Source organism: Sphingomonas asaccharolytica NBRC 15499 (assembly GCF_001598355.1).
Lineage (GTDB): Bacteria > Pseudomonadota > Alphaproteobacteria > Sphingomonadales > Sphingomonadaceae > Sphingomonas > Sphingomonas asaccharolytica.
In genome coordinates this window covers 1-24,406 of sequence record NZ_BCYU01000042.1, presented here as the reverse complement: position 1 = coordinate 24,406, position 24,406 = coordinate 1, and the positions used below count along the sequence as shown (strand labels likewise).

Annotated in this window: 15 protein-coding genes; 5 read left to right on the top strand and 10 right to left on the bottom strand. The window is 65.3% G+C overall.

Going from position 1 to position 24,406, the window contains the following annotated elements:
- Positions 1–10: 10 nt before the first annotated feature.
- Both SAS01S_RS12580 and SAS01S_RS22560 read right to left on the bottom strand, forming a co-directional pair.
- Positions 11–3,064, bottom strand: coding sequence for a TonB-dependent receptor (locus SAS01S_RS12580; RefSeq protein WP_066808521.1), 3,054 nt, complete (start codon positions 3,062–3,064; stop codon positions 11–13).
- Between the two features lie 202 nt (positions 3,065–3,266).
- The gene (locus tag SAS01S_RS22560; protein ID WP_157082801.1) at positions 3,267–3,479 is read right to left on the bottom strand and encodes a hypothetical protein; all 213 of its coding nucleotides are present in this window, start codon (positions 3,477–3,479) and stop codon (positions 3,267–3,269) included.
- A 47-nt stretch (positions 3,480–3,526) separates the two neighbouring features.
- Between SAS01S_RS22560 and SAS01S_RS12575 the strand changes: the two genes are divergently transcribed.
- Positions 3,527–5,416: a sialate O-acetylesterase gene (locus SAS01S_RS12575; RefSeq protein WP_066808518.1), complete on the top strand. Its 1,890-nt coding sequence runs from the start codon at positions 3,527–3,529 to the stop codon at positions 5,414–5,416.
- Between the two features lie 9 nt (positions 5,417–5,425).
- Here SAS01S_RS12575 and SAS01S_RS12570 read toward each other — a convergent pair whose 3' ends face one another.
- The gene (locus SAS01S_RS12570; RefSeq protein ID WP_084238934.1) at positions 5,426–6,484 is read right to left on the bottom strand and encodes a LacI family DNA-binding transcriptional regulator; all 1,059 of its coding nucleotides are present in this window, start codon (positions 6,482–6,484) and stop codon (positions 5,426–5,428) included.
- Positions 6,485–6,630: 146 nt separating this feature from the next.
- Here SAS01S_RS12570 and SAS01S_RS12565 point away from each other — a divergent pair, with 146 nt between their 5' ends.
- The 4 genes from SAS01S_RS12565 (at position 6,631) to SAS01S_RS12550 (ending at position 15,591) form a co-directional block, all read left to right on the top strand.
- Positions 6,631–8,595, top strand: a complete 1,965-nt coding sequence (locus tag SAS01S_RS12565) for a putative glycosyl hydrolase (RefSeq protein ID WP_157082800.1) — start codon at positions 6,631–6,633, stop codon at positions 8,593–8,595.
- 77 nt (positions 8,596–8,672) lie between these two features.
- Positions 8,673–11,075: a glycoside hydrolase family 3 protein gene (locus SAS01S_RS12560; RefSeq protein ID WP_439646841.1), complete on the top strand. Its 2,403-nt coding sequence runs from the start codon at positions 8,673–8,675 to the stop codon at positions 11,073–11,075.
- Positions 11,072–12,685, top strand: coding sequence for a DUF5597 domain-containing protein (locus SAS01S_RS12555; RefSeq protein WP_066808572.1), 1,614 nt, complete (start codon positions 11,072–11,074; stop codon positions 12,683–12,685). The genes SAS01S_RS12560 and SAS01S_RS12555 overlap by 4 nt, the downstream gene beginning before the upstream one ends.
- Positions 12,682–15,591, top strand: a complete 2,910-nt coding sequence (locus tag SAS01S_RS12550; protein ID WP_245656888.1) for a glycoside hydrolase family 31 protein — start codon at positions 12,682–12,684, stop codon at positions 15,589–15,591. The genes SAS01S_RS12555 and SAS01S_RS12550 overlap by 4 nt, the downstream gene beginning before the upstream one ends.
- 72 nt (positions 15,592–15,663) lie before the next feature.
- On the opposite strand, the gene SAS01S_RS12545 is transcribed toward SAS01S_RS12550, so the two are convergent.
- The 7 genes from SAS01S_RS12545 to SAS01S_RS12515 all read right to left on the bottom strand — a co-directional run.
- Positions 15,664–17,067, bottom strand: a complete 1,404-nt coding sequence (locus SAS01S_RS12545; protein WP_066808507.1) for a sugar porter family MFS transporter — start codon at positions 17,065–17,067, stop codon at positions 15,664–15,666.
- A gap of 12 nt (positions 17,068–17,079) precedes the next feature.
- Entirely contained in the window at positions 17,080–17,955 is an 876-nt protein-coding gene (locus SAS01S_RS12540; protein ID WP_439646840.1) for an SMP-30/gluconolactonase/LRE family protein, read from the bottom strand.
- Positions 17,952–18,728, bottom strand: coding sequence for a D-xylose 1-dehydrogenase (gene xylB / locus SAS01S_RS12535; protein WP_066808505.1), 777 nt, complete (start codon positions 18,726–18,728; stop codon positions 17,952–17,954). The genes SAS01S_RS12540 and xylB overlap by 4 nt, the downstream gene beginning before the upstream one ends.
- Positions 18,728–19,876 (bottom strand): fumarylacetoacetate hydrolase family protein, encoded by a 1,149-nt coding sequence (locus SAS01S_RS12530; protein ID WP_066808503.1) that lies wholly within the window; start codon positions 19,874–19,876, stop codon positions 18,728–18,730. Before SAS01S_RS12530 ends, xylB begins: the two co-directional genes overlap by 1 nt.
- Before the next feature lie 110 nt (positions 19,877–19,986).
- The gene (locus tag SAS01S_RS12525; protein WP_066808500.1) at positions 19,987–20,517 is read right to left on the bottom strand and encodes an OmpH/Skp family outer membrane protein; all 531 of its coding nucleotides are present in this window, start codon (positions 20,515–20,517) and stop codon (positions 19,987–19,989) included.
- 19 nt (positions 20,518–20,536) lie between these two features.
- On the bottom strand, positions 20,537–20,974 hold the full coding sequence (locus SAS01S_RS12520) for an outer membrane protein assembly factor BamE (RefSeq protein ID WP_066808498.1): 438 nt from the start codon (positions 20,972–20,974) through the stop codon (positions 20,537–20,539).
- Between the two features lie 16 nt (positions 20,975–20,990).
- Positions 20,991–24,406 (bottom strand): YadA-like family protein (locus tag SAS01S_RS12515; RefSeq protein ID WP_174544959.1); only part of this gene is annotated, 3,416 nt, incomplete at its 5' end.

Genomic DNA, 24,406 nt, shown 5'->3' with positions numbered 1-24,406 from the left:
AGGCGACACTTCAGAATGCGAGGTTGATCCCGGTGCTGATGCGCCGATCGGTCTGGAACCAGCTACGCCCGTACAGCTTGTCGCCGGGATACCCACCCATCAGGGTGCGCTGCATCGAGTTGGTCAGGTTGGTGCCCTGGATCGAGAAGGAGAAGTTCTCGGTGACCTTGAACCTGGCACCAGCTTCCAACTGGCCGTAATTGGCGCCATAGATCGGTAGCGCGATCTGAACGGGCGTAGAGACGCCCGGCGCGGAAAAGTAATTGTAAGTCGGATTGGTGCCGTTGCTGTTGGTCGATTGCAGATAACGCGACCGCCAGGAATAAGCGACGCGGAACGAGACCGCCTTGCGCTCGTAGAGCAGCACCGCATTGAAGTTATGCCTGGACAATCCGACCAGCGGTGCGTTGCTGTGAATCCCGCCGTTGATGTCGCGATACAGGTCTCCCGGATTCTTGCTGTCAACGAAGGTGTAATTGCCTTCAAAGCCCAATCCGCTGAGGACGCCCGGCAGCTTGTCGAAGAAGATGCGCCCGCCGATCTCGAAGCCCTTGACCGTCGCCGCCTTTGACGAGTTGATATAGTCGGTCGCCGCCGCCAGTGCGGTTTCAGTGGTCCCGTCCTGGAACACGAATGTCACATTTCGCTGCGTTAGCGAATAGATCGGCAAGTTGGTTAAACGCTTATAGAATGGCGCCAGGTGGAAGGAGGTGCCGGGGCGGGGATAGTATTCCAACGACAGATCGAAATTGTTCGACATGGTCGGCTTGAGAAGCGGATTGCCCGTATCGGCCGTGAAATTGGTGAAGATGTTCGGATCACCGGGGTTAGCACCGCCGATGGTGGCCGCGCCGGTCGAGCCCGACGCACGCAAGGCATTGAACGACGGCAAGTCCATGGTGATGTTGTACCCGAATCGGATCTTCGCGTTCGGGGCCAGCGCATAATCGAAATTAATCGATGGCAGGGCGCGCGTGAAGGACGCTTTGCCGCCACGCGGGACACCCACGTTAAGGAGTGTCTGCAGCTGGCCGTTCCGGATGAACGTCGCGCCATTCTGCTGAACGAAGCCGCTGCCTTCGTTCTCGATGTGGACGACACGCACGCCGACATTGCCGGAAAGGCCAAGACCTTCAGACCCGAACCGCGCGAGCGCATAGCCGGCGTAGGTCTTGGTCTCGTTATCGACCCGATCGAACGGCAGCACGAAGCCGATCGGCCGGATACCCGCACCACCGCCGTAGCCGGTCTGCGGCAACGGTCCGGATGCCGAGCAGTCGAATTCCCGGCCGGTGCAGAAACCCGCAGGTGGCGAGGCGGTCAGCTGCGCGCGATTGAAGCGTCGGACGAGCTCGTCTGTCGGGAACATCAAATTCCCTGGGAGCACCGCCTGGCCGTGGAAGAAATTCTTGAAGACATGGAGCTCGACGTCGCCCGGTGCGGCGTTGGCATAAGTCAGCTGCGGATCGCCGTTCCAGCCGCGGCCCAGCGCGGCCCAATTGTAGCCGTTATTATAATCGCGCTCGGTTCGCTTGGCGGCGCGGCCGCCGATCTTGATCGATTTGAAGAAGCTGTTCTCGAACTTGTATTCCAGATCGAGGTTGGCCGAATCGAGCCGCCCGCTATTATCCTCCTCGTGCGGCATCGTCGCCGACCAGAAGTAACTGGCGGGATCGTCGAATTTCGCCTGCGAACCCGCGGGCATGGTGACGAGCGGCAGGTCGCCGCTCAGGTCGAAGCCGAAGCCTCCAGGAAACGCGACGTCACGGAACACGTCCAAGCGATGGGATATCTGAGCCGAATCAACGCGCTGGAGGCCGCCCTTGATCGACAATGGGCTATTCGCCGGCGACCAGTTGAAACTCAGCGAATAATCCTTGGTGGTCGTCCTGCTGGCATAGGCGCCCTTGTTGCCGCCGCTCGTCGTTGAACCAGTTGGCAGAAAGCTCGATTGATCGCGATTGAACAATAGCGGCGTCGAGATCAGCATGTTGTTGCTGTCGAACTTGCTGTTCGTCGGATCGACGGCCATCGACTGTGACGATACGAAAGCCCCCCAGTCGCCCGACTTGTTCTTGTAGCGCGACTGGAAAAAAGTGCCGGTGAAGGTCAGCGAATCCGACGGCGCCCACTGCACCGCGCCGTAAATGCCGGTGCGGGTGCGCTGGAACTGCTCCTCGCCATACGTATAGCCGCCCGGAATATAATAATCCGCGCCCGAAATGTGCTGGCGGAAATAGGGCTCCACCCGGAAGAAGTGCGAGGCGGAGCTGAGGCGGCTATATGCGACGTCGCCAAGGATACCGATCTCGCCGATCGGAGTCGACCAGCGCTTGGTGACCAGGATCGAGCCCGACAGATCGCCCTTGCGCGCGAGATCGCCCATGCTGAGGTCGCCGGTCGCGGCGATGTGAAAGCGATCGTCCTTATAATCGAATGGCACCTTGGTGCGCAGATCGATCTGGCCGCCCGTGCCGCCCTCGATAAGGTCCGCGGTCGATGCCTTGTACACGTCGACCGCCGCCATCATCTCCGGGGTGACATCCCCGAACTGCAGCGAACGTCCGTTGTTCGCGCTGAAAATCTCGCGCCCATTGAGCCGTGAGGCGACGCCGGTCAGGCCGCGCACCTGGATGCCCGTCCCCTCGACCGAATAGTGATCGGGGTCGTTCAGCGCGCCGAAGCGCACGATGGTGACGCCCGATACTCGCTGCAGCACTTCGGTGATGGAGTTGTCCGGTAGCTTGCCGGCGTCATCGGCGACGACCGAGTCGATGATGGTCTCGCTCCGGCGCTTGCGCTCGTCGGCAGCCTGGAGCGCCGCACGACGACCGGTTACGACAATGTCCTTGCTGCCGCTGTCCGCCGGACCACTACCGGCATCCTGCGCGCTCGACGCACCCGCTGCGGGCGACGTGTCCTGCGCACAGGCGGGCGCGGCATACCCGGCCGCAACAATAGCGACGACCGATGCCCCCGCGAGAATGAATGGATTGCGCTTCATCAAGCTACGGCGATCTGCGGTCGGCTGCGTCACGCCCTGGGGCATATTCGACTGGAACATTAAACTTCCCTTCCTGATCGCAGGCCAGGGAAGCGCGTGAACGACAGGCCGGATAGCATCCGGTTTCCCCTCCACGAGCACCTCCCGGGTGCTTTCTGCCGCCGTGGTCTCGTGCCTCGGCTGATTGTGTGAATACCACCGTGATAACGCTACCTCAACCAAAAATGTTTGCGCTACCAATCTTTTTTGTCCACCCTTGCTGCTAGGCGTTTCTGGCGCCGGCGCAGCAGAATCGGCATTTCCTTTTTAAACAATGCGATGGGGAGGAGTCGGCCATGGAGAGCATCATCGACAATAAGGCGCGCTGCTCGACCATCTCGTTTTCGCCGACGACGCCGGACAGGCGGCACATCTGCCCGAGCATGCGCGCGGGATAATGGGTCCAATCTCGCCCGAGATGCGGCGTGAGCTGCACCGCGTGATCGCCGCGGTGCTGCAATCGAAATAATCAGGAGAGGGAAGATGATGCGGTGGATGATCATGGCATTCGGCATGTTGGCGTCCGCGCCGGCCGCGGCACAGGTAGCGTTCGACGCGCCGTTCACCGACCATGCGGTGCTGCAACGTGATCGAGCGATTGCGGTGCACGGCCATGCCGCGCCCAAGGCGGAGATCGTGCTGAGCTTCGCAGGCACGACCGTCCGTGCCGCCGCCGACGCCAAGGGTGCGTGGCGCGCGACCTTACCTGCAAGGCCCGCCGGCGGCCCCTACTCCCTCGTAGCGGCGAGCGGCAGCGCAAGCGCGACGCTCGACGATGTCATGGTCGGTGACGTCTGGCTGTGCTCGGGCCAGTCGAACATGGAATTCACACTACGCCACGTGACCAATGCCGATACCGAGGTGCAGCAGTCGGCACATCCGTTGCTGCGCCTGTTCAACGTACCGCGCCAGTCGAGCGCGACGCCTCAAGCGGGCTTCAGCCGCCCCGTCGGCTGGCAGGTCTCGGCGCCCGCCAGCGCGGCGGACTTCTCGGCGGCCTGCTATTTCATGGGTCGCGACCTCCAGCAGCGGCAGGGAATCGCGGTCGGGCTGATCTCCTCGGCCTGGGGCGGGTCGGTGATCGAGGACTGGATCAGCCGCGAGTCGCTGGCGACGCTGCCGCGCTATCGCCCGGCGCTCGACCTGCTGGCTCTCTACGGGCGCGATCCGGCGGCGGCATCTTTGCAATGGCGCAGCATGGTCGAAAAGTGGCTCGGCGCGCGGGTGTCGGCACCGGCCAATGCCGTCTGGCGTCCCGCACCCTCGACCACGGCCTGGGAGAATTGGGGCGACCCCGCGCTCGCGAGCTTCGACGGCATTGGCTATTATCGCGCGCATGTGACGCTCACCGCCGCGCAGGCGGGCGAGGCCGAGCTGGCGATCGGCGCGGTCGACGATATCGACCTGACGCGCGTCAACGGAACCACAGTCGGCACGCTCCAGGGATGGGACACGCAGCGCCGATATCCGGTCGCGTCCGGCCTGCTCCATGCCGGTGACAATGTGGTCGACGTCGCGGCAATCGATACCGGCGGCGGTGGCGGATTGTGGGGCGACTTGCCCCGCACGCTGACTCTGGCCGACGGCACCGTCCTTCCCCTGAAGGACTGGCAGTTTGCGCGCGGCGATGCGCTCGCGGCGATCGGCATGCCGCCGGGCCTGCCCTGGCTCGGCGGCAGCGGACGGACCACACTCTACAACGGCATGATCGCGCCGTTGGATGGTTATCCGGTCAAGGGTTTCGCCTGGTATCAGGGGGAGGCGAACGTCTCCGACGCCACCGGCTATGCCGAGTTGATGCCGCTGCTGATCGCCGACTGGCGCAAGCGGTTCGGCGCCGAGCCGTTCCTGATGGTCCAGCTTGCCGGATTCGGACCGCTGAGTTCGCGGCCGGTCGATGACGTCTGGGCGCAATTGCGCGACGTCCAGCGCCGCGTCGCCGATGCCGATCCGAAGGTCGGCATGGCCAGCGCGATCGATATCGGCCAGGTCGCCGACATCCACCCGACCAACAAGCAGGGCGTGGGCTATCGCCTAGCGCTTGGCGCGCGCGCCATCGCGCTAGGGGAAAAGGTCGAGGCGCGGGGGCCGGCCCCGGCAGCAGTCGTCCGGCGCGACGGCAAGGTCGCGATCCGCTTCGCGCATGGCCCGCTGGTGACGGTCGGTGGCGGCCAGGTCATCGGGTTCGAACTGTGCGACAGCGGCGGGCAATGCCGTTATGCAGATGCCGTCGCGAGCGGCGACACCGTGCTGGTGCCCGACGACGGCAAGGCGAGCGAAGTCCGCTATCTGTGGCAGGCGAGCCCGATCGTGAATCTCTATAATCCGGACGGGCTGCCGGCGACGGGGTTCCGCTTACCGATCGGGCGATAGAGCGACCAGCTACGCCCCAAGGTGTCCGTCCGACTCCCGCTCGACCAGCGTGAAGTCGAGCACCAGCCGGCGCGGTTCCGGGGTCTTGCCCTGGCGCCGCGCATTGACCTCGGCGACGAGCATCTCGATCGCGGCACGCGACATGGCCGCGATCGGCTGGCGCACGGTGGTGAGCTCGGGCCAGATCGCGGTGGCGAGCGCGGTGTCGTCGAACCCGCACACGCTGACGTCGCCAGGCACGTCCAGCCCGCGGCGATGCGCGACGGCGACCGCGGCGGCCGCCATGTCGTCATTGCTGGCGAAGATGGCAGTCGGGGGTTGGGGCAGATCGAGCAGCGCCTCGCTCGCCTCGAGCCCTGAGCGGTAGGTGAACAGCCCCTGCCTGATCAGCGCTTCGTCGATCGCGATCCCCGCCTCGGCCAGCGTCGCCTTATAGCCGTCGAGCCGCCGCGCGCTCGCGGTCTGATCGGGATTGCCGATGATGAAGCCGATCCGCTGGTGGCCCTGCGCGATGATGTGCCGCGTCATCGCCTCGGCCGCGGCGAAATCGTCGATCGACACGGTCGAGACCCCGTCCGCCATCCGGGCGGTTGCGACCGCGACCGCGGTCACGTTCTCCGCCGCGAGCAGATCGATCAGCGGTTGCGAATCGCACAAAGGCGGGGGCAGCAGGATGCCGTCGATCCCGCTCCTGATCAGGTGGCGCGCACTCGTCTCCTCGCCCTCTCCCCGGTCGCATTTCTCGACCACCAGCTGGACGTCGGAGCGGCTCGCCTGATCGAGGCTGCCGACCAGAAACTCGCTGAGATAGGCAGCGCTGGGATTGCTGTAGAGCAGTCCGAGACGCACCTGACCGCCGCCGGCGAGGCTGCGCGCCGCACGATTGGGGGCGTAATTGAGGGCGGCGATTGCTTCGTTGACCGCATCGCGCGCGGCCTGGCGGACATGGCTCGCGCCGTTGATCACGCGCGACACCGTCATCGGTGAGACGCCAGCCCGCTTGGCAACGTCTTCAATCCTCGGCGCATCGCCGCCACGGCCTTTGCGCTTCTGTGGTGTTCCGCTCATCCGCGCGCGTGTAGCGCAGCATCGGGCGTGAAGCCCAGCCAAAATCCTTTCGCGACATTCCGACACGACCCGATTGCCAGCAGCACAACTCCTATGGTAGCGCTCCCAATGACTCGGGAACAACCCGGCATTTAGGGGAGATATGCGTGTCTGAAATTGCCCGCCGGCGACGTTCTGGAGCGATTGCCCGCGCCATCTTGCTCGCCGCGGTCGCGGGACTGACCGCAGCGCCGGCCGCCGCGGCACCTCCGCTCTTACAGGCGGCGCCTGCTTCCGCCCCTGCCCCGTATCGCAACTTCAAGGTCGCGATCTATGTCGTCGTCGGCAATGTCCGCGCGCTGGCCGACCGCGCGACGTTCGACCGCGAATATGCCCGCGTCGCCGGCCAGCTCCATTTCGACAAGGTCTATATCGAGGCCTATCGCGACCACCAGTTCGCGACCGATGACGAACTGGCCAAGGTGTCGTCCTATTTCCGCGAGAAGGGCGTGGCGGTTGCCGGCGGCATCACGCTCGCGGCGGGCGGCAAGAACGGACAATTCGGCACGTTCGATTACGAGGATCGTGACGACCGCGCCGAGTGCGAGCGCGCGGTGCGGCTGGCGGCGCGGCATTTCGATCAGGTCATCCTGGACGACTTCTTCTTCTTCACCTCGAAGAGCGACGCCAACATCGCCGCCAAGGGCAAGCGCAGCTGGACGCAATACCGGCTCGACACGATGCGCTCGGTCGCGCGCGATCTCGTGCTGCGACCGGCCAAGGCGGAGAATCCCAAGGTCCGGATGATCATCAAATATCCGAACTGGTACGAGCATTTTCAGGGACTGGGCTACGACCTCGACCAGGAAGCCAAGGCGTTCGACGGTATCTATACCGGAACCGAGACCCGCGACCCGGTGATCACCGACCAGTTGCTCCAGCAATATGAGAGCTATTCGATCTATCGCTATTACGCGAACATCCGTCCGGGCGCGAATGGCGGCGGCTGGGTCGATACGTTCAGCACGCGCTACCTCGATCGCTATGCCGAGCAATTGTGGGACACGGTTCTGGCCAAGGCGCCCGAGGTCACATTGTTCAACTGGAGCCCGATGGCGTCCGACGCGGGCGCCGACGAAGGCGAGCGGCCCTGGGCCACGATGGGGACCAGCTTCAACTGGTCGGCCGCCATGGGCGTCTGGCGGCAATCGGGATCGCGTATGCCGGCCGGCTGGGCGCGCGCCGCGGGACTGTCGCTCGATGCGGTCGATTCGGTCCTCGGGTCGCTCGGCAAGCCGATCGGCGTGGCGAGCTACAAGCCGTATCAGTCGAGCGGCGACGATTTCCTGCACAATTATCTCGGCAATATCGGCATCCCGATCGAACTGGCGCCGACCTATCCCGCCGACGCCCGGACGATCCTGCTGACCGAGGCCGCCGCGGCCGATCCGGGAATTGTCGCGAAAGTACAGGCGAGCCTGAAGGGCGGCGCGACGGTGATCGTCACCTCGGGCTTCGTGTCCGCGCTCGGCACGCGCTTCGCCGATCTCGCGGAATGGACGCCGACCGGACGGACAGTCGCGATCGATCATTTCATCGAGGGATTCGGCGCCGGCAATGGCCGCCTGCTCGACGATCCCGGTGGTCCGGCACGGCCGATCCTGTTCCCGGACGTGCGTTTCTACACCAATGACAGCTGGGCGGTCGTGCGCGGCGTGTCGGGGCAGAAGGGATTCCCGATCCTGCTGATGAACCGATATTCGCAAGGCACGCTGATGATGCTGGCGACGCCCGAAAATCCCAGCGACCTCTACAATCTGCCCGCTGCGGCGCTCGATCATATCCGCGCGATGACGATGCAGGATTTTCCGGCCCATCTCGCCGCGCCGGCCAATGTCTCGCTCTTCGCTTATGACAACGGATCGTACGTCGTGGAGAATTTCCGCGACCAGCCGGTCTCGGCGACGCTGATCGTCAAGGGCGAGGGCGTCAAAGCGGTCGAACCGTCCGACAACAAACCGATCGCCGCCGCCGCGCCGGCGGCCGGTGGCAACGATGCCCAGCCGGGCTGGACCCGCTTCGTGCTCGACCTGCCGCCGCATTCGTTCCGGGCAATCGCGACCAGCAAATGATTTCAGGGAAAGAAAAGTCGGTGGGGAAAATCACGATGAGGGCAAGGATCCGGTTGGTGGCATTGTTATCCGCGACGATGATCGGCGCGACTGCGGTCGCCGGCGCGCCGGAAGCGCCGAATATTGCCAACCCAGCACTTTGGCCCGCCGCGAAGAGCCGCGGTCTGGTGACTCCCGCGACCGAGGCGAAGATCACCGCGCTGATGGCGAAGATGTCGCTCGAGGAAAAGATCGGGCAGATGATCCAGGCCGATATCGGCTCGATCAAGCCAGAGGATCTCCGGAAATATCCGCTCGGCAGCATCCTCGCCGGCGGCAGTTCGCCGCCCCTCGGAAGCCCCGACCGCTCGCCACAGGCGCCGTGGGTCGCGACCTCCAGAGCCTTCGCCGCGGTCACCAACGAAGCGCGGCCTGACCATGTCGCGATCCCGCTGATGTTCGGCATCGACGCGGTCCACGGCAATTCGAACGTGGTCGGCGCGACGCTGTTTCCGCACAATATCGGCCTCGGTGCCGCCAACGATCCCGCGCTGATGACCCGGATCGGCCGCGCCACCGCCGAGGAGACCGCCGCGACGGGCATCGACTGGGCCTTCGGACCGACATTGGCGGTGCCGCAGGACGACCGTTGGGGTCGCACCTATGAAGGCTATTCGGAAAACCCCGCGATCACCGCGCGTTATGCCGGCGCGATGATCCGCGGACTGCAGGGCAACCCCGGCAAGGGCCGCATCCAGCTGGGCAATGTCGCGGCGAGCGCCAAGCATTTCCTGGGCGACGGCGGAACCAAGGACGGGGTCGACCAGGGCGACGACCAGATCGACGAGGCGACGCTGATCCGCCTCCACGCGCAAGGCTACCCGCCCGCGATCAATGCCGGAACGATGACCGTGATGGCGTCCTATTCGAGCTGGAACGGGCAGAAGATGCACGGCAACAAATCGTTGCTGACCGACGTCCTGAAAGGACGGATGGGCTTTGCCGGCTTCGTCGTCGGCGACTGGAACGGCCATGGCCAGGTCCCCGGCTGCAGCAACACCGACTGCGCGATCGCGTTCAACGCCGGGCTCGACATGGCGATGGCGCCGGACAGCTGGCGCGATCTGTTCGACAACACGCTGAAGGAAGCGAAATCGGGCGTGATCCCTATGACCCGGATCGACGATGCGGTGCGCCGTATCCTGCGCGTCAAATTCGCGCTCGGCCTGTTCGACGCCGCGCGGCCATGGGAAGGTCGTGCCGACGTGCTCGGTTCGCCCGCGCATCGCGCGCTTGCCCGTGAAGCCGTGGCCAAGACCCTGGTGCTGCTCAAGAATGACGGCGTGCTGCCGCTCAAGGCGAGCGCCAATGTGCTCGTCACGGGTCCTGGCGCGGATTCGATCTCGATGCAGTCGGGCGGTTGGACCCTGAGTTGGCAAGGCGACGGCAACAGCAACGCCGATTTCCCCAATGCGCAGTCGATCTATTCGGGCATCGCCGCGGCGGTGAAGGCCGGTGGCGGCTCGGCGACCCTGTCGGCCGACGGCAGCTTCGCCAACAAGCCCGATGCCGCGATCGTCGTGTTCGGCGAGACGCCTTATGCCGAAATGCGCGGCGACGTGAGGACGCTCGAGTTCCAGCCCGGCGACAAGGAGGCGCTGGCCTTGCTCAAGAAACTCCGCGCGGCGGGCATCCCGACCGTGTCGGTGTTCCTGTCGGGCCGGCCGCTCTGGGTGAACCCCGAGCTCAACCAGTCGGACGCGTTCGTCGCGGCCTGGCTGCCGGGAAGCGAAGGCGGCGGAATCGCCGACGTGTTGATCGGCACGCGCAACGGTAAGCCGCGCAAGGATTTCACCGGCCGGCTATCCTACAGTTGGCCGAAGACCGCGGGCCAATTCACGCTCAACACCGGGCAACCGGGCTACGACCCCTTGTTCGCGTTCGGTTATGGGCTGAGCTACGCCAAACCCGGCAAGGTCGGCGTGCTTGGCGAAGTGGCCGGGGTCGATCCCGGGCTGGCCAACACCAACCTGTTCTTCGCCAAGGGCAAGGTCCCGGCGCCGTACGCCTGGGCGCCGGACTCGGGTGTGACGCGCGCGGCCGTAGACGGGCCACATATCCAGGAAGGCGCGGCGCGATTGACCTGGCCTGCCGGGCGTGACGCGACGATCGCGATCAATGGCGTGCCGCTCAACCTGACGCGCGAGACCAATGCCGAGCTGGTGCTCGAAATGACCTATCGCGTCGATGCCGCGCCGTCGGGGCCGGTAACGCTCGGCTTCGGCGCCGCGAAGGTCGATGCTACCCCCCTCTTCGCTGCCGGTCCGCAATGGCGGACGGTGCGCATCGGCCTCAAATGCCTGCGTGATCGCGGCGCCGACATGACCGGCGTGACGACTCCGTGGTCGCTGACCGCGAGTGCCCCGTTCGCGCTGTCGGTCGCCGATATCCACCTCGCCACCGATCCCAGCGGCGCGGTGTGCCCGGCGGCGGCACGATGAGCCGGCGTCTGATCCGCATCTTGCCGTTGCTGCTGGCCGGGCTCGCGCTACCGGCGCACGCCGCGGGGGAATTGCCGCGCGTCGTTACCAAGGACGGGCGCTCGGCACTGTTCGTCGACGGCGCGCCCTATCTGATGCTCGGCGTCCAGGCGAACAATTCGAGCAATTACCCGAGCCAATTGCCCAAGGTGTGGCCGATGGTCGAGCGGCTGCACGCTAATACGCTCGAGATCCCGATCGCCTGGGAACAGATCGAGCCGGTCGAGGGCAAGTTCGACTTCTCCTATCTCGATGCGCTGCTGAAAGGCGCGCGCGAGCACAATGTCCGGATCGTGCTGTTGTGGTTCGGCGCGTGGAAGAACACCTCGTCCAATTATGCCCCGGCCTGGGTGCGCAGCGACAATACGCGCTTTCCGCGGATGCGGACCAGCGACGGCAAGGCGCATTACGCGATGAGCCCGCATGCCCGCACGACGCTCGACGCCGACAAGCGCGCGTTCACCGCGCTGATGCAGCGGCTGAAGACCGACGATCCGCAGAACAGCGTGATCATGGTCCAGGTCGAGAATGAGAGCGGCAGCTATCGCTCGGCGCGAGATTTCTCGCCCGAAGCGCAGAGACTGTTCGCGCAGCCGATCCCGCGGCCGCTCGCTGCCAAGACCGGCAAGTCGGGAACCTGGACCCAGGCGTTCGGCAAGCTCGCCGACACCGCGTTCAACGCCTGGTACGTCGCGCGCTATATCGACGAAGTCGCCGCCGCCGGCCAGGCGATCAAGAACCTGCCCATGTATTGCAACGCGGCGCTGAGCGACCCGTTCGGCCCGGCCGTGTCCGGCGGCGCCAGCGGCGGACCAGATTGGCCGGTGATCGACGTGTGGCGCGCCGCCGCCCCGCACATCGCCCTGGTCGCGCCCGACATCTACAATCGCGATCCCAAGGCCTATGCCAAGTATCTCGACCTCTACGCGCGGCCCGACAATCCGCTGATGGTGCCCGAAACCGGCAACGCCGCCGAATATGCCCGTTTCCTGTGGCCGACGTTGGGCAAGGGCGCGATCGGCTTCTCGCCGTTCGGTTTCGACGACACCGGCTATGTCAATTATCCGCTCGGCGCCAAGGAACTCGACGACGCGACGATCGATGCCTTTGCCTCCAAATATCGCCTGCTCGCGCCGGCTGCGAAAAGCTGGGCGCGGATCGCGTTCGAGCATCCGGTCTGGGGGACAGCCAAGATGGACGACGGCGCCGACCAGACGACGACGTTCGGGCGATGGAAGATCACCGCTCAATATGATCAATGGCAGTTCGGCGAACGCGACTGGACCTGGATCAAGACTGATCCCGCGCCGACCAAAGGCAAGCCCGCGGGCGGCGCCTTGGTCGCGCAGCTTGGCCCCGATCAGTTCCTGCTGACCGGATCCAATGTCCGCCTGCGCGTCGATGACGCCAGCGGAGGTAACGGAATAATGCTGCGGGTCGAGGAAGGTCATTTCGACGCCCAGGGCAATTGGGTGGTCGAGCGCGTCTGGAACGGCGATCAGACCGATTACGGGCTCAACTTCACCGGCACGCCGGTGTGGCTCAAAGTGACGATGGGGGCATGGAAATGACGGCGATGCGATGGTTGATGCTGGGCTCTGCGGCGATCGCGCTGGCGGGGGCCGGAGGCGTAGCCGCGTTGGCGGCTGACGCGGCCGCGGCGACGCCGGCGGCGGATCGATCGGTGGCGAAGATCGATCACGGCGTCGTGGTCACACCCCTGTCCGGCCCGGCGAAACGCATTCGCGTGCTCGCTTATGGTGACGCCAGCTTCCGCGTGACCGCGGTGCCTGGGACCGATTTCGACGGCGTGCCCGACAGCTTGATGGTGATCGCCGGACCCGACGGCGATCCGATCGTCACCAGGGCCGGCGGTTATGTCACGCTCAAGCTGCCCAAGGCCAGCGCGCGCATCCGCCTGGCCGACGGATCGGTCAGCTTCCTCGACGCCGCCGGCAAGCCGCTCCTCGCCGAGGCGCCGCGCGCGGCGTTCCGCCCGGTGTCGGTCGAAGGCAAACCGTATTTCTCGGCCAGCCAGCAATTCAACCGCGGCACCGACGAGGGCTTTTACGGGCTCGGCCAGCATCAAAACCGGCAGATGAATTACAATGGCGAGGACGTCGAACTCGCCCAGCACAATATGGATATCGCCATCCCATTCCTCGTCTCGACCCGCGGCTACGGCCTGCTCTGGGACAATGACGGGATCACCAGGTTCGGCAATCCGCAGCCTTATGCTCTGGTCGGCGACGATGCCCTCAAGGTGACGAGCGGCGGCAAAACGGGCTGGAAGGCCGATTATTATCTTGGCGGCAAGCTCGCGGCCAGCCGCCAGGAAGCGACGATCGATTATCGCTTTATCCGCGACCAGAAGAAATGGCCTGCCGCGGGAAAGGCGGCGACCAAGGCCTCGGGGGAGAGCGGACAAAACACCGCCGGGGTCAACACCCAGGAGCAGCGCGTCGTCTGGACCGGCAATGTCACGGCCGACAAGAGCGGCGTGCACAAGTTCCGGCTCTACGCGTCGAGCTACATGAAGGTCTTTGCCGACGGGAAACTGGTGATGTCGCACTGGCGGCAGAACTGGAATCCGTGGTTCCACAATTTCGACCTGCCGATGACCGCCGGCAAACCCGTCGCGATCCGGGTCGAGTGGGATCCGAATGCCGGCTATATCGGACTGGTCCATAACGATCCCTTGCCCGCCGCCGATCGCCACTCGCTGTGGATGACGTCCGACGTCGCCAAGGACCTGGATTATTATTTCATCGGCGGCGGCGGCAGTATCGATGGCGCGATCGCGGGCTATCGCGCGCTCACCGGCAAGGCCACGCTGATGCCCAAATGGGCCTATGGCTTCTGGCAGAGCCGCCAGCGCTATGAGACGCAGGACCAGTTGGTCGGCGTGGTGCGCGAATATCGCAAGCGCGGCATCCCGCTCGACAATATCGTGCTCGACTGGCGCTATTGGGTCGACGACCAATGGGGCAGCCACGATTTCGACACGAGCCGCTTCCCCGATGCCAAGAAGATGGTCGATGACGTCCACGGCCTCGACGCGCACATCATGATCTCGGTGTGGGGTAAATTCTATCCGACCACCGCCAACGGCAAGGCACTCGACGCCAAGGGTTATCTCTATCGCCGCCCGCTCGAAGCAGGGCAGAAGGACTGGGTCGGCCCCGGCTACGCCAACACCTTCTACAATCCTTATACCAAGGGTGCCCGCGACCTGTTTTTCGACCAGGTCAACGACAAGCTGGTGTCGAAAGGGTTCGACGGCTGGTGGCTCGATTCGGATGAGCCGGATTGGCATTCGAACCTGTCGATCGAGGAACGCGCGTTCCAGATGGGGCCGACCGCGCGCGGGCCCGGCGCCGCGGAGTTCAACACCTATCCGCTCGTCCATGTCGAGGGCGTTGCCGACAATCTGCGCCGCGTCGAGCCGGGACGGCGGCCGTTCATCCTGACGCGTTCGGCGTTCGGCGGCATCCAGCGGTCGAGCGCGGCGGTCTGGTCGGGCGACGTCGCGGCGCGTTGGGACAATCTGCGCGACCAGATCTCGGCCGGCGTCAATCTGTCGATGTCGGGGCTGCCCAATTGGAGCCAGGATATCGGCGGTTTCGCGGTCGAGGACCGCTATACGCAGCAGCGTCCCGCCGACCAGCCCGAATGGCGCGAGCTCAACCTGCGCTGGTTCCAGTTCGGCGCCTTCTCGCCTTTGTTCCGCAGTCACGGCGAATTCCCGTATCGCGAAATCTACGAGATCTCGGCCAAGGATCCGGCGATGCAGGCGTCGATGATCTGGTACGACAAGCTTCGCTACCGCCTGATGCCGTACATCTACACCAGCGCGGCGGACACCTGGTTCACCGACGGCAGCATCATGCGCGGGCTGGTGATGGATTTCGGCGCCGACCGGCGAACCTGGGGGATCAACGACGAATATATGTTCGGGCCGTCGTTCCTCGTCGCCCCGGTCTCCGAATTCAAGGCGCGCAGCCGGCAAGTCTATCTGCCCGCCGGGACCGGCTGGTACGACTTCAATCGCGGCACTTATTATTCCGGCGGCCAGTCGATCACCGCGGCAGCGCCGTACGAGCGCATGCCGCTGTTCGTCCGGGCCGGCGCGATTGTCCCGACCGGCCCCGACGTGCAAACGACAAGCGAACAGCCAGGCGGACCGATCGTGCTCCAGGTCTTCACCGGCGCGGACGGGACCTACTCGCTCTACGAGGATGACGGCCTCAGCGACGGCTATGCCAAGGGCAAATGTGCGCGCATCCCGATCCGCTGGGACGATAAGAGCGGCACGCTGACGATCGGCGCGCAGACCGGCGGCTATGACGGGATGACGGCGAAGCGGTCGATCTCGGTGCGCTTCTACGGTCCGCGCACCGCCGCGGCGCCCGACTTCAGCGCCAACCCGGCACGCAGCGTGATCTATGATGGCCGCCCGGTAACCATCCGCCGCTGATCGCTCATAGAAACGAAAAGGGCGTGGGAAGCAGCTGCTTCCCACGCCCTTCTTTTTTCCTGGCGCCCGGCGTCAGCCGGTCATTTCCTCGAGTTCCTTGCCCTTGGTCTCGTGGATGAACTTCTGGACCAGGAAGAAGCTGATCACGGCGCACACCGCGTAGAAAGTGTAGCTGGTTGCGAGCCCCAACTTGGCGGCCATCACCGGGAAGCTCTGCGCGACCAGATAGTTCGCGAACCATTGCGCGAAGCCGCACACCGCCAGCGCCGAGCCGCGAATCTGGTTGGGGAACATCTCGCCCAGCATCACCCACATGACCGGGCCCCAACTCAGGTTGAAGAAGATCACGTAGAGGTTGGCGGCGACCACCGCGATGGTGCCGAGTTCCGGCGACAGCTGGAGCTTGCCCGCGGCGTCGAGCGAGCCCTGGCTGAATGCATAGACGAGGCCGAACAACGTCACCGCCATTCCGGCCGAACCGATCAGCAACAGCGGCTTGCGCCCGATCCGGTCGACCAGGGCGACGGTGACCAGGCACGCGCCGATGGACACCACACCCGACACGATATTGATTAGGAGCGAGTCATTCTCGGTGAAGCCAGCGAGTTGCCACAGGGTCGAGCCGTAATAGAAAATCACGTTGATCCCGACGAGTTGCTGGAACACCGCGAGCAGCAATCCGGCCCAGACCACCGGACGAATGCCGCCCTTCACGGGATCCAGGATGTCGCGCAGCTGTGGCCGGTGATCGGCGCTGAAGCTGCCGCGGATCTCGGCGAGCTTGGTCGCGGCGGTATCGGCGCCGAACAGCCGGGTGAGGACGACTTCCGCTTCGCCCTCGCGACCCTTCGAGACGAGAAAACGCGGGCTCTCCGGGATCAGGAACAAAGCGGCCAGAAAGACCGCCGCCGGGATTGCCTGCATCAGGTACATCCAGCGCCACGCCTCGAGCCCTCCGAGCTTTTCGGTCGACGCGCCGGCAGCGGCGGCGAGATAGTAATTGACCACGAACGCGGCGGTCAGGCCGGAGATGATCATGATCTGCTGAACCGTCGTCATCCGGCCGCGGATGTTGGCCGGTGCGACTTCGGAGATGTACGCGGGCGACAGGACGCTTGCCGCCCCCACCGCCATGCCGCCGATGATCCGCGCGGTCACGAAGATCGGCTGGAGGTGCGCGAAGCCCTGGACCAGCGCACCGCCCAGGAACAGCAAGGCCGCGATCCGCATCACGTTGCGGCGGCCCATCCGGTCGGCGAGCGTGCCGGCGAAGAACGCGCCGATGAAGCAACCGATCAGCAGCGACCCGACCGTGAAGCCGAGCCCGCTCTCGCTCAGGCCGAATGCCGCCTTGAGCCCCGGCTGGGTGCCGTTCACCGCGCCGCTGTCATAGCCGAACAACAATCCGCCGATCGTCGCCACCGCGACGATCATGGCGATGAGGCCGCTATTGGCCCGTGTCGCTCCCCCGTTCATTCTGCTCTCCCGTTATCGTTCTTGTCGTGATGATATGGCGTTGACCGGCACACCGGCGACTCCGGCGTCGAACGCGAAGAGGTGCCCCGCCAGCGGCTGCGCGTCGAGCGCGGCGGCATCGAGCGCGAGCTTCGCGGTGGTCGCATAGGCAGTCCGCAGGTCGGCGCCGCCGAACGCAATTTTGGTCACATTGGCTACCGGAAAGCGCACGGTTTCGATCAGCGCGCCCGCAGGGTCGTAACGCCGCGCGCTCCAGCCGCCGAACAAGCCGGTCCACACGCAGCCGTCCGCATCGACGGTCGGGCCATCGGGATAGCCATCGCTCTTGTCGATAGTGACGAACGGACGCAGCGGACCCAGCGAACCGTCGTCGCTGATGTCCGCCTGACCGATCGTTCCCGCGAACGTGTCGGTGACGTAGAGCGTGCGGCCGTCGGGCGAAATCGCCGGGCCATTGGTCACGACCGCGGGCGGCAGCCCGGTGTCCGAGACCTGCCCGTCCGACAGGCGGTAGAAGCGGCCCGACGCCTGCGCCTCGCTATCGTCCATCGACCCGAACCATAAAGAACCGTCGGGACCGACCACTGCATCGTTGAGCCGATTGTCCGGCAACTCGGGTTCGACCTCGATCCGCGCCGAGAAGCTGCCGTCGGTCGGGTCGAAGCGATGGATGCCGGTCTTGAGGCCCGCGACCAGTCCACCACCGGCGGACGGCATCACCCAGCCTATCGGTGCCGGCGCGGCCCAGCGCGTGACGTCGCCATCACCGCCGAGGCGATAGACGCACGGTGCCTTGATATCGACGAACCAGAGCGCGTCCCCGATCCATACCGGCCCCTCGCCCAGCATTGCCCCGACCGGGGCGACGACCGCGGGCGTGCCGGTCACCGCCAGCCCGCGTCGACGAAATATTCGTGGCCCGTGCACATCCGGGCATCGTCGGAAGCCAGGAACAGCACCAAAGCCGCGACATCGGCCGGCTGGATGCGTCCGTCGAGGCATTGCGCGGCGACCAGCTCGGCCTCGGCCTCGGGCGTATACCAGCGTTCCTGACGCGGCGTCTGGACATTGCCCGGAATGACCGCGTTGACGCGGATGCCGTCGCGGCCAAGGTCACGCGCCATCGCCCGCGTCAGCCCTTCGATCGCCGCCTTGGCGGTCTGGTAGAGCAGCAAATCGGGCAGAGCGAGATGCCAGCTGATCGACCCGAAATTGACGATCGCCCCGCCGCCCGCGCGGCGCATTGCCGGGATGACTGCCTGGCTGGCGAAGAATTGGTGGCGCAGGTTCACCGCCATCCGGTCGTCCCAATAGGCCGGGGTGATCTCGTCGATCTTGTGACGGTCGTCATTGGCGGCGTTGTTGATCAGGACGTCGACACCGCCGAGCTGTTCCTCGATCGCCGCGAAGCGCGCCTTGAGTCCATCGAGATCGGTCAGGTCGCAGCGGCTGTAGAGCACCGCTTCGGAACCGCCGAGCCGGTCGACCAGCGCGCGCGCCGCATCGTCCTGCACATCGACAAAGGCGACGCGCGATCCTTGCGCGGCGAACGCCTCGACCAGCCCCTCGCCGATCCCGCTCGCGCCGCCGGTGATCAGCACGCGCTTGTCGGCGAGACTGGGATAGCTCGCGCGGGCACTATTGATGGCGGCCTGCAACATCAGTTCGCGGCCTCTGCGAGCACCGGTTGCGGCGTCAACAGCCCGCGCGCGGCGAGGTTGCGCATCAGGTCGCCGATTCCGAACGCCCATGCCGGCGCCGCCTTTGCGCTGGTAACCTTGTTGACCAACGTACCCAGTCTTTCACTCGAAATCGTGACGATATCGCCCTCCTTGTGGGTGAAACCGCGGCCCGGCGCATCGCGATCCTGGGTCGGCGCGAACATCGTGCCCAGAAACAGGGCGAAACCGTCGGGATAATGGTGCTCGCTCATCGCCTGGCGCACCAGGTCGGCGGGATCGCGGCTGATCTGCGCCATGCTGCTCGACCCGGTCAGGCGATAGCCGTCCATGCCCTCGATCGTCAGGTCGACCGCTGCGGCACGCACGTCGTCGAGCGTGAAATCGCCATCGAACAGGCGGATCAGCGGGCCGATCGCGCACGCCGCATTATTGTCCTTGGCTTTGCCCAGCAGCAGCGCCGAGCGGCCCTCGAAATCGCGCAGATTGACGTCGTTGCCCAACGTCGCGCCGACTACCTCGCCATCGGCATCGACCACCAGCACGATTTCGGGCTCGGGGTTGTTCCAGGTCGAATCGGAGCGCACGCCAATCATCGCGCCGAACCCGACCGCCGACAGCACCGGCGCCTTGGTGAAGATCTCCGCATCGGGACCGATCGCGACTTCGAGATATTGCGACCACATGTCGTCGGCGATCAATTTGTCCTTGAGCGTGGCGGCCTCGGGCGATCCCGGCACCACCGCACGCAGATCGCCGCCGACATGCGCGGAAAGACGATCGCGGATCGCCGCCGCTGCCCCGGCATCGCCACGCGCGCGCTCCTCGATCACGCGCTCGAGCGTCGACACCGCGAAGGTCACGCCCGCCGCCTTGATGCAGTGCAAGTCAATCGGGCTCAGCCAGTTGAGCGTCTCGATCGCGCCAAGGCGTTCGCCGCCCGCAGGATCGAACAGGCGCCGCGCCAAAAGGTCGGAGACGGTCGGCGCGACATGTGCCATGTCATACACCACGCCGTCGACGACGAGCACCGGACTCGGCCCGTCGGCACGCGCCACACGGCCGACAAAGCGACCTTGCCGCCAGTCCGCAGGCAAAAATTCGGCGGAAAACGTTTCCCAGCCGGCCATGTCCAGCCATCCCCTCGTTGCTTTGGTAACGCTACCTTTACCGGGAAGGGCGACATGTCAAGTCTGCCTATCGCCATTGGGACAATATGGCGGTTTGCGGCCGGGTCGCTCTACTTGAGCGTGACCGTCTGCACCAAGCTGTCCATCTCACGCGTGACGGCGGGAGTGATGTCCATGGCGTTGTTCCAGCCATAGGTGTTGTTGCGTTCGACCACCAAACTGCAGACGTTGCGTGTCACGACGCGGCCGAGCGCCTCGTTCAACGCGCGATCGATCTGCTGCTGGCCGTGCTCCTGGGCGGCGATAAAGCGGACATTCTGCTGCTGCTCGATTTCGCGCGCCTGCTGATCGAGCGCGGCCAGCTGCCGCTGATATTCGATCGGCGCAGTGGCGTTCTGGCGCGCCTCCAGCTGCCGCCGCTGCTGCTCGATCGCGTTCCGCCGCTGCGCGAGATCACCCGACAGCGACGCCTGCATCTGTTTGAGCTGCGCCTGCATCGACTGGCCCGCCCGCGACGCGCCGATCGCGCCGGTGCGCGACAACAGGCACAGGCCCTGGATCGGCGGTCCGAACGTCTGGGCCGACGCGGGCGCCCCGATACAGACCAACAGAAAGGCGGCGAGCTGTCCGAACAATCGCATGCCGCCGCCTCTCGCTTAATCAGCGCGCAGCCGCAACCCGGTCCGCACAGGCCTGATCCTGCCAGATCACCTCGGACACGGTCACGCTATAATGGCCGGGCGGCCGCTCGAACTGGATCTCCATCCGGCACCGAACCCGCTCGAGGCTTCCCGGCGCGACCGGAAAGAACAGCACATAGTTCCACCGCCGGGTGATGCCTTCGCCGAAATGGGGCGGGCCGATCAGCCGATAGATGCTGAACTTGTCGACACCAGGCGTGATCATCCGCACCGCGGCCGGGCTGACCGTCGCGCCCAGCTTCTTTTCCTCCAGCGGCCGGTGAGGGAAAGCATCCGGATCGACCTTTGCCACATAGACCGGAGCGGACGCGGCGGCGTCATCCTTGGCCGTCGCCGCGAATGAACCCGAAAGACCGGGACCGACGAGAAGCGCAAGCGCGAGGAACCTCATTCTCATTGCATCCTCCTATGGATCAGAACTGGATGCCGAAGCCGGCATTGGCACCGACCCGCTGCTGGGTGTCGTAGGTCACCCCGGCCTTGAAGATGGTGCGACCGTCATCCATCACGCGCGAAAGACCGAGCGAGAAGGCCGACTGACCCTGATAGGTGCCGGCACCGAAAGCGAGCATGCCGCGCCCGGGCTCGAACGCCTGGGGGAGGCCCGCTGCCGCCAAGGCGCCGGCGGTTCCGGCATTGGCATTCCGCTGGACCCTGCCAAGGTCGTACTGGATCCCGGCAAGCTTGATATCGGTATAGGCGTTGGCCGACGCCAGCGTGCTGGCCATACCGCTGTTGAGCTGCTGGACGTTGACCGCGTCGGTCGGCGCAACACCGGCCGCGACATTGCTCAGCACCGCGGCCGGTCCGCCGGGGTTGAACGTCACCGATTTGCCGCCGGCATCATATTGCACCGAATTGCCCGCGACTTGCTGCACCTTGTAGAGTTGCGAGCCGTTGACGGCGTCGGATGAGGTCGCGTTGACCGCACCGGCGCCGACGTTCTGGACGACATTGCCGCCCATGTTGACGACCGTATTCTGCCCCACGGCGAGGCCGCCATTGGCGGTCACCGTGCCGGCGAAGGTCGGGTTGTCTGCCACCGCGACCTGGAGCTGGTTGCCGTTCAGCGTCACGACGGTGTTGGAGCCCGCCGTCACGTTGAGTGTGCCGTTCGACCCGATGTTGGTCGACGGACCGCCATTGGCCTGGATGTTCCAGCCCGCGCCGGCGGTCTGATTGATCGCCTGCAGTGCGTCGTTGACATTGTTGTAGTTGCTCCCGCCGACGTTGAGGTTGGTCGTGACGGTGCCGGTGGTCGGATCATAGGTCGAATTGCCGCCCAGGCCCGCCGCCGTGCTGTTGCCCAGGTTGGTGACGTTGTTGGCGACCGTGGTGACGCTACCCGCGATATTGGTCACGCGATTGTCGAGGTTGGTGATCTGGGTGTTCTGCGCCCCCAGCGCATCGCCGACATTGTTGTAGGTGTTGCCGCCGACCGCGTAGCTCGGCGCGGTATAGGCGCCGGTGGTGGGATTGTAGGACGCGCCGCCGCCGAGCGAGGTGGCGGTGTTCTGCGCGACCTGGTTAAGCTGGCTGACATTGACCGCATCGGTCGGCGCCGAGCCTGCCGCGACGTTGGTGACCTGGCGCTCGGCGCCCGCCGCGCCGACCGAGACTTCGCCGGCGGAGCTTTGCGGCGTGCCCAGGCCATAAGCCGAATAGCCGATCCGCGACCCCACCGTCGTCACCGCGCCCGCGCCAAGCGCGACGCTGCCCGCGAAGCTGGCATTGGCGCCCGGTCCGATCGCGATCGACTGGATGCCGGTCGAGACCGAGTTGGTGCCGAGCGCGATACCGTCGGCCCGCGAGACCCGGGCATTCTGGCCGATCGCGGTGCCGCCGGGCGCGGTCTGATCGACCACCGCGCCATTGCCGATACCGACGCCATTGTCGCCATTGACGACCGTGGTCGGTCCCACCGCGACGGAGTCGGTCCCGACGGCAAGCGAGTCCAAAGCCACGGAATTGGCGTGGAAATATTTGGTCGAGGTGACCGACACCGATCCGATCGCGCCCTGAAGCTGACGGAGCGTCACCGCGTCATTCGCTGCGGTTCCGTCCGCGACATTGATGATCTGGCGATATTCGCCGGTCGTCGCGTTGCCGACCGACACTGCTCCAAGCAGGGTGGCATCGCTGGTATTGTAGGGCACGAAGCCCAGGCCCGCAGGGATGGCGCCGATCGAAGGTGCGAGCGCGCGATCGGACAGCGATCCGCTGCCCAGCGCCAGCGAGCCGTCGACGCTCGCCACCGCATTGTTGCCCATCGCGATGCTGTCGGTGTTGTTGGCTACCGCCTGAGGCCCGACTGCGACGCTGTTGGTTCCCACCGCCTGGCTGTCGGCGAGCGTCGAGGTGGAATGGAAATATTTGATGCCGCCGCCATTGGTGATGTTGGTGACGGTCGCCCCGATGCTGGTCACCGTATTGCCCAGGTTAGTGACCGTGTTGCCCAGGTTGGTGACCGTGTTGCCGAGATTGGTCACGTTGGTGCCGAGGCTGTCGACCGCCTGGTTGGTCGCGAACAATTGCGATCCGTTGATCGCATCGGTCGAGCCGCCATTGACCTGCCCTGCTGCGACATTGGTGATCGTCCGCTCGGCCCCGACGGCACCGATGCTCAGCGTGCTGGTCGGCGAGGTGCCGGCGAAGGCGTAATTGGTGCCGTTGATCGTGATGCCGCCGGTCGCCACTGCCGCCGTGGTGGTCGATCCGTTGCCGAGCGCGATGTCGCCGGCGTTATTGGCCACTGCATTGGGCCCGATCGCGACCGAGTCCGTGCCCAGCGCCTGGCTGTCGGCCAGGGTCGAGGTGGCATGGAAGTACTTGATGCCGCCGCCATTGGTGATGTTGGTGACGGTGGCGCCGATGCTGGTCACGGTGTTGCCGAGATTGGTGACCGTGTTGCCCAGGTTGGTGACGGTGCCGCCGAGGTTGGTCACGTTGGAGCCGAGGCTGTCGACCGCCTGGTTGGTCGCGAACAATTGCGACCCGTTGATCGCATCGGTCGAGGCGCCGTCGACGCGTCCGGCGGCGACATTGGTGATCGTCCGCTCGGCGCCGACCGCACCGATACTCAGCGTGCTGGTGGGGCCGGTTCCGGCAAAGGCGTAGTTGGTTCCGTTGATCGTGATACCACCGGTCGCAACTGCCGCAGTCGTGGTCGAGCCGTTGCCGAGCGCGATGTCGCCGGCGTTATTGGCGACCGCATTGGGCCCGATCGCGACCGAGTCCGTACCCAGCGCCTGACTGTCGGCGAGCGTCGACGTGGCGTGGAAGTATTTGATGCCACCGCCATTGTTGATGTTGTTGACCGTGTTGCCGAGATTGGTGATGTCGGTCGTGTTCGTCGCCACCTGCTGATTGGTCGCGAACAATTGCGAGCCGTTGATCCCGTCGGTGGAGGCCGCATTGACCGCGCCCGGCGCGACGTTAGTGACGACCAGGCCGCCGGCATTGATCCCCGTGGTGGTGACACTCGGCCCGCCGGCAATGGTCAGGCCGCTAGTGTTCAGCACCGTTCCGCCCGCCGTCACGCTGTTGGCCGTCAAATTGGGGTTGGTGGCGACCGTTATATCGGTGCCGGTGCGCGTGACCTTGATATTCTGTCCGTCGATGAACTGGACCGTGCCGCCTGGCGCGACATTGGTCGCCGCATCGCCATTGGTGCGGACGTTCCAACCCGCATTCGCCGCCTGATTGGTCGCGAACAGCTGCGAGCCGTTGACCGCGTCGGTCGAGGCCGCACTGATCACGCCCGGTGCGACGTTGGTGATGACCTTGTTGGCCGCGTTGATCCCCGCGGTGGTCACGCTCGGGCCGCCGG

Coding starts and splice junctions, on each gene's coding strand:
- SAS01S_RS12580 (WP_066808521.1), bottom strand. CDS start 3,064: ATGTTCCAGTCGAATATGCCCCAGGGCGTGACGCAGCCGACCGCAGAT.
- SAS01S_RS12530 (WP_066808503.1), bottom strand. CDS start 19,876: ATGGCCGGCTGGGAAACGTTTTCCGCCGAATTTTTGCCTGCGGACTGG.
- SAS01S_RS12520 (WP_066808498.1), bottom strand. CDS start 20,974: ATGAGAATGAGGTTCCTCGCGCTTGCGCTTCTCGTCGGTCCCGGTCTT.
- SAS01S_RS12575 (WP_066808518.1), top strand. CDS start 3,527: ATGATGCGGTGGATGATCATGGCATTCGGCATGTTGGCGTCCGCGCCG.
- SAS01S_RS12525 (WP_066808500.1), bottom strand. CDS start 20,517: ATGCGATTGTTCGGACAGCTCGCCGCCTTTCTGTTGGTCTGTATCGGG.
- xylB (WP_066808505.1), bottom strand. CDS start 18,728: ATGTTGCAGGCCGCCATCAATAGTGCCCGCGCGAGCTATCCCAGTCTC.
- SAS01S_RS12550 (WP_245656888.1), top strand. CDS start 12,682: ATGACGGCGATGCGATGGTTGATGCTGGGCTCTGCGGCGATCGCGCTG.
- SAS01S_RS12555 (WP_066808572.1), top strand. CDS start 11,072: ATGAGCCGGCGTCTGATCCGCATCTTGCCGTTGCTGCTGGCCGGGCTC.
- SAS01S_RS12570 (WP_084238934.1), bottom strand. CDS start 6,484: ATGAGCGGAACACCACAGAAGCGCAAAGGCCGTGGCGGCGATGCGCCG.
- SAS01S_RS12545 (WP_066808507.1), bottom strand. CDS start 17,067: ATGAACGGGGGAGCGACACGGGCCAATAGCGGCCTCATCGCCATGATC.
- SAS01S_RS12560 (WP_439646841.1), top strand. CDS start 8,673: ATGATCGGCGCGACTGCGGTCGCCGGCGCGCCGGAAGCGCCGAATATT.